Genomic DNA, 11977 nt, shown 5'->3' with positions numbered 1-11977 from the left:
AAAAATTGGAGTGACAGACATGAGCTTGCAATTTAGCGTACTTGCGAGCGGGAGTACGGGGAACGCCATTTACGTAGAAGCGGACGGACAATCTTTTTTGGTGGATGCCGGCTTAAGCAATAAACAGCTAGGCCTGCTCATGAGCCAGATTGGCAAAAGCATGGACGATTTGAGCGGAATTTTTATTACCCATGAACACAGCGACCACATTAAAGGCCTTGGAGTCGCTGCAAGAAAGCACAAGGTGCCGGTCTATGCGAACGGCAAAACGTGGAATGCGATGGAAAAGCTGATTGGCGAAGTGCCGTCTGAGCAGAAATTCCATTTTGAAACCGATACAGTTAAATCATTCGGAGGCTTGGACATCCAGTCGTTCGGCGTCTCGCATGACGCGGCCGAACCGATGTTTTACGTCTTTCATCATAATGGGCGCAAGCTTGCCCTCATTACGGACACAGGCTACGTCAGCGACCGGATGAAAGGCATGATCAAGGACGCCAACTCCTTTGTGTTTGAAAGCAACCATGACGTCAGCATGCTCCGGATGGGGCATTACCCGTGGAGCATCAAGCGCCGCATTCTGTCAGACGTCGGGCACGTCTCAAACGAGGACGCAGCCCTTGCGATGTCGGACGTCATTGGCGACCATACTTCCCGAATCTACCTCGCCCATCTCAGCAAGGATAACAATATGAAGGATCTCGCGAGAATGTCGGTTCAGCAGACATTGGAAAGCAAAGGCTTCGTTTTAGGCGACGGAATCAGCCTTTATGATACCGATCCGATTAAACCAACTCCTCTAACAGCCGTTTAATCATTATTTTTTTGCACAAGCTTGAGTATAATAAACAATAGCAGCATGCGAAAAAAAGGAGCTGGAAACATGGGGTATTATGATCAGGATTATCAAGAGCCGCCTCGCAGGCAAAAAGGCAACCGCGGCGGCTCACTTTTGGCTGGTATTACAGGAGCCATACTCGGAGGGCTCATCGTCCTCTTTGCCGGCCCGACCGTTAACGATTTTGTGAACGGAAACTTTCAGCATGATGAAAACAAGACCGGTACGAATGAGCCCGCTGGTCCCGAAAAGCAGGTTTCGGTTAACGTCAGCTCCGACATTACGAACATTGTGAGCAGGGTATCAAGCTCGGTTGTCGGCGTTATCAATATCCAGCAGTCCGGATTCTGGGAAGAGGAAGAAGGCAGCGGAGAAGCGGGAACCGGCTCCGGTGTCATCTATAAAAAAGCCGGCGGCAATGCCTTCGTCGTAACCAATCACCATGTGATTGAAGGCGCCACCCAGGTCGAAATCAGTCTATCTGACGGCACAAGAATCAAGGCCAGGATTCTCGGAAGCGATAAGCTGACGGATCTTGCCGTCCTTCAGGTAAGCAGTGACAAAATCAAAAACGTCGCTCCTTTCGGAGACTCCGACAAAGTCAAACCTGGTGAACCGTCCATCGCGATCGGAAATCCCCTCGGCCTTCAATTTGCCGGGTCTGTCACGCAGGGAATCATCTCTGGAACGGAACGTGCCATTCCAATTGATGAGAACGGCGACGGGCAGCCAGACTGGAACTCCGAGGTCATTCAAACCGACGCCGCAATCAATCCGGGTAACAGCGGCGGCGCCCTCATTAACATCGACGGAAAAGTCATCGGCATCAACTCCATGAAAATTGCCGAATCATCGGTTGAAGGGATTGGCCTCGCCATTCCTGTCAATATCGCGAAGCCGGTCATTGAGGATCTGGAAAAGTACGGCGAAGTCAGAAGACCGTTCCTTGGTCTGAGCATGCGTTCTCTTGATGAAGTGTCAAGCTACCACCAGCAGGAAACACTCAAGCTTCCGAAGAGTGTGACAAAAGGCGTCGTTGTGTTCGAATCCGACCCGATCTCTCCTGCTGGAAAGGCTGGCATTAAGCAAATGGATGTCATTACGCAAATGGATGGCAAGGATATTAAGGATATTATTGAACTGCGCAAGGTGCTTTACGAATTAAAGCCGGGTGATACGATTTCCATAACGTACTATCGTTCAGGGAAGAAACAGTCGGTGGATGTTCGGTTAGGGGAATCTCAGGCACAGGGAAGCTAAAAAATTGGAGGGCGCTTAAAGCAGCCCTCCTGTTTTTTTATGCTCGGTTGAACCAGGGCTGTTAATTTCCGCTGCAGGCGATCGCTTTCCGCGGGGCGGGCGGTGAGCCTCCTCAGCGCTAGGCGCTTGCGGGGTCTCACCTGTCCCGCTGCTCCCGCAGGAGTCTCTCGCCTTCCGCTGCAATCAACAGGTGTTCAAAATTCATTAACATGCTCGAACATAGCCTTTAATTGTTCAAACTAATTTGTCCAGCTTCAGTCCTTTTCTATTTTGGGTGTGGATAAATAGAGTGTTTGGTGTAAAATAAGTAAAGAATCCACCTGTGGATAAGGAGGGAACAGCATGAAAGCATGTGCAGATCATGTCGAAACAGCGATTGATATGTATGTTGACGAGCACGAATTGGCTCCGGAAATAATGAAAATTGAAGAAACCAACAGGTTATCCACAACCTGTGAATTGTGCGAAAACCCTGCAGTATATATAGTAGGGGAATAAACCTTCGCTACCGAATGTGGATGGGAAATACACAATTGTGGATAACTTTTGTGAATATCGTGTTCTTAAAGTGGGGATAACCTGTGAATATAACAATTGTAACCGTAGGAAAACTAAAAGAAAAATACTTAAAGCAAGGAATCGACGAATATCTGAAAAGACTCGGCCCCTATGCAAAAATGGAAATCATCGAGCTTGCCGACGAAAAAGCCCCAGAAAACTTGAGCGAGCAGGACATGATAATCGTCAAAGATAAAGAAGGCGAACGGATTCTGGCGAAGATTTCAGAGGATACTCATGTCATTGCTCTGGCGATTCAAGGAAAAATGAAATCGTCGGAGCAGCTTGCTGCCGATTTGGACAGGCTGGCGACTTACGGGAAAAGTAAAGTTGCTTTTGTAATTGGCGGATCGCTTGGATTGAGTGATGCGGTGATGAAGAGGGCGAATGATACGCTGTCGTTTTCGAAAATGACGTTTCCGCATCAGCTCATGAGGCTGGTTTTAGTGGAGCAGGTTTATCGGGCTTTTCGGATTAATCGGGGGGAACCGTATCATAAATAATACTAAAGGAGATTAAAAGTAATAATTGATAAAATATAAAGAACAAACATCACAAGAGGAGTGTACTTTTACATTAAGAAAGTACACTCCTCTGTGTTTTCAATTGGTATCGTAACTTTGATTATTAATACCGCATATATAATTTCTCAATAACTTCTTTCGAGACCTCTTTCAAAAGCGGCAAGGTGATTAAGTGAGGCATTTCGTAATTGGGTGAAAACTAGTCTTGCATCAGTGGGGATATTGAACCCTAAGAATTTATTGTACATGCCAATATTGTCAATTTCCCCTAGTACACCAGCAGCATATGCTGCCTTAATGCTATTTGGAGTTGTAACGAACGACTGCGATATATTTTCAGGTAATGGGACCTGATAGCGATTAAAAAGGGGCAATAATGCACTTATATGTCTCATTTCCGCTTCTTTTATTCGTGCAAATGTAGGAACATATCCAAATGTTCCTAGAATATTATCGTATCTTGACTGAGCCAGATATTCGTCTTGAAGAGCAAAAGTCAGCATTTGAGGTAAAGACAATGTAGACGCATTTAGTGCACCTTTAGCACCATAATATTCAATTTGCCTGTTAAATTTTTCATTGCATGCTATAACACGATATCCTCTATTTGTGCCAGTGGTGACACGATAATTTCCATAATAAAATGGATTATAGTTATAAGTATGATTATTTGAGTACATAATGAACCTCCCCTACCTCAAAATGATCCTTGAGATAGCATATGCTTTGTAAATGGGTGGGTGTGCGTTTAAATCATGTTTATAAATTAATGTAAGCCAGGATGTTATCAAACATCAAAATTATAAAAGAAGTATTTTATTTAAGAACTCCATTAAGACATCCGCAGTTTCTCCCTCCTGCTGATGTCTGTTTGTTGTGGCATGCGATTTTGCCGGCCGCGGCCATTTCATTAAGAATGGGAACAAGGTACGTGAACACAACATACATGCCTATCAAAATTCTCGGGTGTGTCAGCAAACAGTTTTGGAATCAATGAAACCGTCCCAGTAATCATTATTTAATATATACATTAACTAGTATCTGTAAAAAAGTTCAATAGTCATACATTTATGGTTTATGTTTCCATATTTGAGGGAAATGGAATGTCGAAACAGAACTAATACAATTGAACTAACTGGGAGGATTTTAGAATGATTAGAAAAGGGAGTTTACTAGTTTTAACGGGTATGCTGATGGCAGCGGCAGCAGGCTGCGGCGGCTCTGGGGAGAAGGCAAATGCCGGCAGCGGTAAAAGCAAGGAGCTGGATGTTTCAGTGGCGGATGCTTCATACATATTGACAGGTGAGGATGACGGCGTATCGGAGAAGGATACGGGTGTCCTGATGGTCAACTTAAAGGTAAAGAATAACTCAGACTCAGCTTTTACCATTTCTTCAATGGATGGAATCAAGCTATACCAAGGGGAAAAGGAGCTGAGCCCGAAAAGAGATGTCTATTCTTCTGATTTGGGACTGGAGCCAGATATGCCAGGGAGCATCGGAGCCGACAAAGAAAAGACCATCCCTGCTTTTTTTGAAGTAGAAAAGGGAGAGACATATGAAATTGGGATCAAACCGCGTTCCGAGAATTTTGAAGATAAGCTGAAGGAAGTTACACTGAAATTGGATACAGAAAAATATGAAGACAGTCTGGATCTGATGGAGGATCCTGCGAAAGCTTTGACAGCCTATATCGAGACCATCTATCTGGATAAGGAAAATCCGGATTTTGAAAAGCATGTCTCCGCTGATAAGCGGGCACTTCAGGAAGAAGCAAAATCAAGCTTCAACGACGGCCTGAAAAGTATCGTATATAATTCCATTCCTGCTCAAGAAGTGGATAAGCACTACACCAGCTACAAATCCGTACTTGCTGAAAAGGCAAAACTTAAAGCTGAGCCAAAGGCATATGCCAATGACAGGGCGGTCGTTATGCTTGAATATTCCACAGTGCCTTTAGATGATTCATATGAAACCATGTCTGATTTACAAAGCGAATATAAGGAAAAAACCAATGACTATGACTCCAAGAAAGCTCAGAGCTATGCCTTGGAGAAGTTCGATGCTGTGCTGAATTCATTGGAGGTCCAGCAAGGAAGAGACCCACTGGAAATTAAAATGATTAAGAAGGATGACAAGTGGTCGGTTGATACAGAAGATTACAATAGTGAAAGGATTGTGGAAGTATTTGCATCAGGGTCCCGCTGATAAAAGGAGCAGGGTATCTTCTGCAAATCTCCTTTACAACAAGTAACCATTCATGAATAAGTCGCATGTGCGGCTTATTTTTTTGCCTTTTTACACACATATAATTCTAATTCGATTTACGTTTTGGAAGCGATGGAACTGTACCGTTGCTTCCTCCAAAATCATTTCTTTCGATTATACCAATCCTCTAGCGACATCATCTCGAATTTTTCCTCAAAATCTAGCCTGAGGGGAGCAATGAATTCCAGAGAATTTCCGTCTGGATCATTAAAATAAAGACAGGCATGGGCTTGTGGGTGATTAGGCAGTACAAGAGGCTGGCGTTCCGGTGTAAAGCCGAATGCTTCCTTAACTTCAATTCCTCTTTCTTTTAACCAATCTTTCGCCTCTATGATATCTTCCGCTTCTACATGAAAGGCAATATGCCTGATGGAGGGATGATATGGGAGATATACTTTTTCTGTGTCCCATAAACCAAGCCAGCTCTTCCCCTTTTCGATCCAGACAAAAGATACTTTCTCGCTTACATAAGCTGCTTCTAAGCCAAGCTTCTGATAAAAATTGATTGAACTCTCCATATTGCTTACAGGTAAATGTGCTTCATATAAGCCTTTAATCATAACCTGACCCCCTTTTCTATATTGTAAATGGTTTTACAGAAAAATGGCTCAGGTATAAGTCTGAAAGAGGACTGAGACTTTTGATTGATGGAAGGCCTTTTTAAAAGCTGCATTTTTGCTTGCGGATTTAAACGGATTAGGTTTCCTGTACCAAGTTATTCTGATCCAACCGATAACTCACAAAAGTCAACAAACTCGCGGCAATTGCGACCAGTCCCCCAACCCAGGTCACATTCATCAAGCTTCCCTGATGGTAGACGAGTCCGCCTAATGCGGAACCAAAAGCAATCCCGACATTGCTAGCAACAGGCATTAATGAGGCGGCAAGTCCTTTTGCTTTCGGCTGGTAGATTCCGGCAAGGTCGATTAGATAAAGCTGGGTGGATGTGGTTAACAGGATGGCCATTAGCGACATGAGGCCGATGTTAATCAATCCGGCCAGGAGATCGTTTGTCGTCCAGTATAAAGCGATGAGGACAATGGCTTGGACGAGAAAAACGAACCGAAGTCTGCCGATCGCGTTGCGGCTGGCGATTTTGCCGGCCAGGATGTTGCTGAAGATCGAGATGAATCCGTAGCCGAATAGGATGAGACTGATCGAGCTGCTCGGTGCTGCCATTTCATTTAGGAGCGGCACGAGGTATGTGAATACAACATACGTTGCTCCGAATCCAAGAGATGGGATGAAAAAGGCCATTAGGATTCTCGGGTGTGTTAACAAAGAGAATTGATCCCTTATTGAGCTGCGGGCTTGATTTTGCAGCTCGGGAAGGATGAAAAAGGATGCTATAAAGGCAATTCCCCCAAGGAAAGTGGTTAACAGGAAGGTTGCATTCCAGTTATACCAATCCGCAATGACCGTGCCGATTGGAACGCCCACTACGTTTGCAAGCGTAAAACCGCCGAAAACAAATGAGATGGCAAGTCCGCGTTTGGCAGCGGGCATGGTTTCACTGGCCACCATCATGGCAAGTGAGATTAAGACCCCTGTTACGATCGCCGTCAGCATTCGAAGTCCAAGGAGCAGGATGTAGCTTGATGAAATGACACACAAGGCATTCAGAATGATGAAAGCTCCGATCAAAAATAGCATCCATTTGCGTTTTGGAAAATGGCTTGTTGCGGACATGACGAGTGGTGTTGCAATGGCAAATGTCATCGCAAAGGCAGATACAAGTGTGCCTGCTGCTGAATTGGTTATATGAAGGCTCGAGGAAATATCCGTCAGGATCCCGACGATTACAAATTCGCTCGTGCCGAGTACGAATGTTAACAAAGCGAGTGTTAGGATGAGCAGCCAATGCTGCTTCATCAATTCTGTGGTGTGCATAAGGACCTCTTTTCTTGGATGAACCTAATCATGTTCCATGACGTATAAACAATCTCCCTATCATACCATAAATTTTTTTTGCGATTAATACGTCAGTGATGCTGGATTATTTCCATCCATGGAAAAAAGTAATAAATTTGCAGTCTCTAGAAAACCGGCACCCAATAAAAAAAAGGCTGTTGCCATTAAAGCAGCCAGCCCTTGTCATATACTAGTCTTCTTTCATTTTTTTAATAAAAAGGAATAAGTACTAATTTCCAATCTTATATGTTCCCTGACTTTCCTAAGTCAATTCCTCTTTAGAGAAAAGAAATAAAAATCCCCCATTAGTAACAACATATGTAAATAATTGCTATAATGGTTTTTGTATGAGCACTATTAACGTATACATATTCAATGACTGTAAAGGGGAGCGAAATAATGGCTGATCACAATGAAAACCCGTTAATGATGGGTGATGAAAAGAGTCCAAAGATCAAGGTGGAAAGAAAAGAAGGGGAACCGACGGCTGCATTTAAAGGGGCGAGCTGGGCGGCTTTGGTTGTGGGAGTTGCTGCTTATCTGATTGGCTTGTTTAATGCCGGCATGCAGCTGAATGAGAAGGGGTATTACTTTGCTGTGCTGGTATTCGGATTGTATGCAGCTGTGTCCCTGCAGAAAGCGGTAAGGGATAAGGACGAGGATATTCCGGTTTCGGGGATCTATTATGGGCTTAGCTGGTTTGCGGTGATTGTAGCGATCGCCTTGATGGCAATCGGACTTTATAATGCCGGGAGTATTGTTTTGAGCGAAAAAGGATTTTATGGGATGGCGTTTGTACTTAGTTTGTTTGCGGCCATTACCATTCAGAAAAACATTCGGGATACGCAGGTTGCTAGAGGAAGAGATTAATAATACGGGGGCGTTGCTGCATGCAGTAATGCCCTTATTTGTTTAGGTAGTTGAATAGAAAAAGAGGGAGTGGAATTTTATGAACGCAATGCTGCAAATGGGAGCCAATACGGTTTTAAGTTCTCCAAAGGGGTATGTGAGGGTAAGCTACGAGATGTCTAGTATGATTGACCTTTCCTTAACGGCCTTTCTGCTTACAGATTCAGATAAGGTGCAAGGGGATAGCGGGATTATCTTTTATAATCAGCCGGAGGGTCCTTCTGGCGTGGCCACTCTTCTGCCATCGGAGAATGCAGGTCACACGAAAGTACATACCCTCCATTTTGATCTGAGTAAAGCCCCAGCAGGCATTAGTAAAATAGCGATTACTCTGACGGAAGATAACCACACAGGGTTTTCGAATGTAAAGAATTTAAAGGCTGAGATACGGACGGATGATGCGACGATCGAGTTAACCCCCTCCAGCTTCTCAAAGGAAAATGGGATTGTCGCAGCAGAATTGTATGTAAGAAACGGCCAGACAAAGGCTAAATCCATTTGGCGCGGCTTCGATTCCGGTCTTGAGGGTCTGTGCAGAAATTACGGGGTGGAAGTGGAAGCGGAGGAGCAAACGATGGTTCAACCAGAACCTGTGAAAAAACCGCCTGTTCCTGAAAACAAAATTCAACTTGAAAAGGTAAAGGGTAAAATCAATCTCGACAAAGGTCAAAAGCCGGTCATCATTGAAAAAACACCAGAGATTACGGCGACGGTATCCTGGAAGACTGGGACTGATTATGATATTTATGCTTTGGTTTATACAAAGGATGGCAGTCAGATTGATGTAGCGATGTTTGGGGCAGAAGGAACGCCTCCGCTCAGAAGGTTCGCAGGCGGAGCCGTGGAGCATATGGGCGATGTCGGGAGAGATAATCGTTCAACCAAGACAGAAGTGATTAAATTACGGCTAAATAACGATATTCTTGCAGTTGTCCCTGTCGTTTATTCTGCCCAGTCAAATGGGACAGGCTCATTCTATAGATACAAGGTGTCTATGAGCATCGACAATCACAACGGTACGTCCGTTACCATATCTGCCAAGAATGCGAATAACAATGACCGGATTTACACCTGTGTACCCGGGATTCTCCATAATACTCCTGATGGCGTGATGATCAGTCCTTTGGAGCTGTATAGTTTACCAAACTCAGAATTCAGGCCTAAGCTTAGGATGGGGGCTTCGAATATGGTAGAGGTTGTAATGGATGAAGGTCCAAAGAATAATTATAAATAGGCCGTAATGTAACAAGATAAGTTGAAATGGAAGAGGACTGGTCCAAGTCCTCTTTTACTCGTTTTCAATGCCGGGAAATTTCTGCATCAAAAATGTGAGTAACTCCCCCGCATCACCATCGTGATAATAGTACCCATTGCATGTAGAACCTAATGCTTAAAAATATTTCGCGACACGAAATAAAATGATTGACACCGCTTTCAAGTGCGGGTATCCTGAATTTAACAAGTTAACTATGGCGAGAGATTGGAGACCCATGCTTTTTGGACCCTTTTTACAGGGTCTGTTAAAGTGTGGGTCTTTTTGTCTGTTATTGGCTTGGGAAAGGGGACATGATGGGGGTAAAAGTTTCTATAATAAGAATAAGGGGGAGAGTTTATGAATAAAAAGAAATCACTTCGGTTACTGGCCATTTCACTGATTCTTTGTTTGATTAGTGCGATTGGTGCATCTTTGGTTCAAACATCTGGCGGTCAGGTTAAAATTAAGGATTTGCGGTGGGAAACTTCTTCGGGCCACTTAATGAGCGGATTATTATTTGTGCCTGAGAATGCGTCCAAAGATAAACCTGCTCCAGCCATTGTAACGAGTCATGGCTGGTACAACACCCGGGAGATGCAGGATTTGAATTACGTGGAGCTGTCCCGGCGGGGCTATGTAGTAATTTCCATAGATATGTATGGCCACGGGAACTCGGATGCGGTGAAACCTGAGGAATGGCCTGTGAATGGTACCGGAATGTATGACGCGGTTAAATTGCTCGCTGACCTTCCTTACGTGGATAAAGAAAAGATCGGCATTACCGGCCACTCCAATGGGGCAAGAGCTGCTAACTGGTCTATCAATGAAGATAATAAGCAGGAGAACCCTCTTGTGTCTTCCGTTCTGCTGATTGCTAATGATGCGATGTATACGGATGATCCTGGCGAGCCTTTATACTGGGCGTTAAAGCCAAAGGATGCTAAGTATGCAAATGTGTATGGTTCGCGGGATGTTGGGGTGATCGCTGCACAATATGATGAATTTTTCTTTAGATCGTTTGGAAAGGACGGAAAGCCTACGGTTCCGAGAGACTACATTAATACGGATCCGGCACAGTCCTTTTTGAATTTTGGTGCGAATCCTGCAGAGGGGGAAAAGCGGGAGAGCTCCAAATTGTATAAACAGACGATTGATGGCGAAGAAGCCACACGTGTCATCTACAATCCTGCACAGATTCATCCGTGGAATCACTTTTCAAAGGATGTAGTGGAAAGTACAATTGAATACTTTGACGATACGTTAGGAACTCCTGACCAAATCAATAGCTCCAATCAAATCTGGCAATGGAAAGTGTTCTTTAATTTTGTTGGTCTCATTGGTTTTGTCCTGTTTATCGTAGCTGTGACGAAAGTGCTTCTTTTCACTTCTGCATTCGCTTCACTCCGCGCAGATCAGGAAGTAAAGCCTCAGGCGGCGCCTGCGGGTATCGGGAAGCTATGGTTTTGGGGAGGCATTGCGGCCAGTGCACTGGTTTCCTATTTTAGTTATCTGGCTCTTTATAACTGGTCCGTTGAAAATATCCCGCCATTCTTTCCACAGTTCCCGCCTTTCTATATCGGAATCTGGTGTGTAGTCACAGGGTTATTTACTTTGATCATAATGGCTGCTTCCCACTTCTTCTATTCTAAAAAGAATGGCTTGGACCTTAAGGAAACTGGAGTGCTAATCAGCTTCAGAACGTTCGTGAAAACGATTGGCCTGGCACTTACTGTGGCTGTTTTATCCTATAGTGTTGTATTTGCAGCCGATTACTTCTTCAAAGCAGATTTTCGTATTTGGGTATTGACCATTAAAGCCTTCACGCCTGATAAACTGCTCATTGCGTTGAAATATCTGCCGTTCTTCCTATTGTTCTATGTGGCCAATTCAATCGCCATTAACTGCTTTAATTTTGTGAAGATCGGCAATAAAGAGTGGATCAACACCGCAATAATGGCTCTAGCCAACTCCATCGGCATCCTCATTCTAGTAGTCATTCAATATATGAACTTCTGGATTACCGGTGAAGTGTTCTATAATGATTTATCCCATATTATCGGAATTTGGCTTTTCCCAATCATTATTATTCTGATTGTGGCTGCCGTCATTTCACGCAAAATTTATAAGGTTACTAGAAATCCTTATCTGGCTGGTTTTATAAATGCTTTCATTATTACAGTGATGACTGTAACGAATACGCTTACACAGCTTTAATGAAAATAGTGCCTGTCATCCCCAGAAGCTTTAACGTCATAAATCGACAACATTTAGAATGTGGTAGGATTTTTATATAATGTGCACAGGTTTGAGACAGCGCATATTTTATCATCAGCAGATATTTTTTACACCCGATTGATATAAAAGTGGCTAGAAAGAACCAAATACCTTGTGGTAAACAGTATTATGGGAACCCTCCTCAATGGGCGGGTTCTTTTGATTCTTTTTCGCGATCATA

General features: G+C 43.9%; 10 protein-coding genes and 1 pseudogene. 8 read left to right on the top strand and 3 right to left on the bottom strand.

Going from position 1 to position 11977, the window contains the following annotated elements; all coding sequences use genetic code 11:
- Positions 1-19: 19 nt before the first annotated feature.
- The 4 genes from J9317_RS20220 (at position 20) to rlmH (ending at position 3159) form a co-directional block, all read left to right on the top strand.
- Positions 20-814 (top strand): MBL fold metallo-hydrolase, encoded by a 795-nt coding sequence (locus J9317_RS20220; RefSeq protein ID WP_211561955.1) that lies wholly within the window; start codon positions 20-22, stop codon positions 812-814.
- 69 nt (positions 815-883) lie between these two features.
- Complete coding sequence (locus J9317_RS20215; RefSeq protein ID WP_211561953.1) at positions 884-2098, top strand: S1C family serine protease; 1215 nt, start codon at positions 884-886, stop codon at positions 2096-2098.
- 342 nt (positions 2099-2440) lie between these two features.
- Positions 2441-2596 (top strand): CxxH/CxxC protein, encoded by a 156-nt coding sequence (locus J9317_RS20210; RefSeq protein ID WP_211561951.1) that lies wholly within the window; start codon positions 2441-2443, stop codon positions 2594-2596.
- A gap of 83 nt (positions 2597-2679) precedes the next feature.
- The gene (gene rlmH / locus J9317_RS20205) at positions 2680-3159 is read left to right on the top strand and encodes a 23S rRNA (pseudouridine(1915)-N(3))-methyltransferase RlmH (RefSeq protein WP_211561949.1); all 480 of its coding nucleotides are present in this window, start codon (positions 2680-2682) and stop codon (positions 3157-3159) included.
- 146 nt (positions 3160-3305) lie between these two features.
- Here the strand turns inward: rlmH and J9317_RS20200 are convergent.
- Positions 3306-3746, bottom strand: a pseudogene (locus J9317_RS20200) (ferritin-like domain-containing protein); the annotation flags it as partial.
- A 585-nt stretch (positions 3747-4331) separates the two neighbouring features.
- On the opposite strand from J9317_RS20200, the gene J9317_RS20195 reads away from it, so the two are divergent.
- Positions 4332-5387, top strand: a complete 1056-nt coding sequence (locus J9317_RS20195; protein WP_211561947.1) for a DUF5105 domain-containing protein — start codon at positions 4332-4334, stop codon at positions 5385-5387.
- A 161-nt stretch (positions 5388-5548) separates the two neighbouring features.
- Here the strand turns inward: J9317_RS20195 and J9317_RS20190 are convergent, their stop codons facing one another.
- Together J9317_RS20190 and J9317_RS20185 are read right to left on the bottom strand one after the other, a co-directional pair.
- On the bottom strand, positions 5549-6007 hold the full coding sequence (locus J9317_RS20190; RefSeq protein ID WP_211561946.1) for a VOC family protein: 459 nt from the start codon (positions 6005-6007) through the stop codon (positions 5549-5551).
- Positions 6008-6143: 136 nt separating this feature from the next.
- Positions 6144-7337: an MFS transporter gene (locus J9317_RS20185; protein WP_211561945.1), complete on the bottom strand. Its 1194-nt coding sequence runs from the start codon at positions 7335-7337 to the stop codon at positions 6144-6146.
- Positions 7338-7757: 420 nt separating this feature from the next.
- Here J9317_RS20185 and yiaA point away from each other — a divergent pair, with 420 nt between their 5' ends.
- From yiaA to J9317_RS20170, 3 genes are all read left to right on the top strand, one after another.
- Positions 7758-8228, top strand: coding sequence for an inner membrane protein YiaA (gene yiaA / locus J9317_RS20180; protein ID WP_211561944.1), 471 nt, complete (start codon positions 7758-7760; stop codon positions 8226-8228).
- Positions 8229-8307: 79 nt separating this feature from the next.
- The gene (locus tag J9317_RS20175; protein WP_211561943.1) at positions 8308-9501 is read left to right on the top strand and encodes a TerD family protein; all 1194 of its coding nucleotides are present in this window, start codon (positions 8308-8310) and stop codon (positions 9499-9501) included.
- Between the two features lie 378 nt (positions 9502-9879).
- Complete coding sequence (locus J9317_RS20170; protein ID WP_211561942.1) at positions 9880-11736, top strand: alpha/beta hydrolase family protein; 1857 nt, start codon at positions 9880-9882, stop codon at positions 11734-11736.
- The last annotated feature ends 241 nt before the right edge of the window (positions 11737-11977 follow it).

The organism is Metabacillus flavus, assembly GCF_018283675.1.
Classification (GTDB): Bacteria; Bacillota; Bacilli; order Bacillales; family Bacillaceae; genus Metabacillus_B; species Metabacillus_B flavus.
This window is presented reverse-complemented; position numbering and strand designations above follow the sequence as displayed.

What these genes read in the sequence shown, in the direction of transcription:
- J9317_RS20210 (WP_211561951.1), top strand. Translation starts at nt 2,441, where the DNA reads ATGAAAGCATGTGCAGATCATGTCGAAACAGCGATTGATATGTATGTT.
- J9317_RS20195 (WP_211561947.1), top strand. Translation starts at nt 4,332, where the DNA reads ATGATTAGAAAAGGGAGTTTACTAGTTTTAACGGGTATGCTGATGGCA.
- J9317_RS20215 (WP_211561953.1), top strand. Translation starts at nt 884, where the DNA reads ATGGGGTATTATGATCAGGATTATCAAGAGCCGCCTCGCAGGCAAAAA.
- J9317_RS20190 (WP_211561946.1), bottom strand. Translation starts at nt 6,007, where the DNA reads ATGATTAAAGGCTTATATGAAGCACATTTACCTGTAAGCAATATGGAG.
- yiaA (WP_211561944.1), top strand. Translation starts at nt 7,758, where the DNA reads ATGGCTGATCACAATGAAAACCCGTTAATGATGGGTGATGAAAAGAGT.
- J9317_RS20220 (WP_211561955.1), top strand. Translation starts at nt 20, where the DNA reads ATGAGCTTGCAATTTAGCGTACTTGCGAGCGGGAGTACGGGGAACGCC.
- J9317_RS20170 (WP_211561942.1), top strand. Translation starts at nt 9,880, where the DNA reads ATGAATAAAAAGAAATCACTTCGGTTACTGGCCATTTCACTGATTCTT.
- J9317_RS20175 (WP_211561943.1), top strand. Translation starts at nt 8,308, where the DNA reads ATGAACGCAATGCTGCAAATGGGAGCCAATACGGTTTTAAGTTCTCCA.
- J9317_RS20185 (WP_211561945.1), bottom strand. Translation starts at nt 7,337, where the DNA reads ATGCACACCACAGAATTGATGAAGCAGCATTGGCTGCTCATCCTAACA.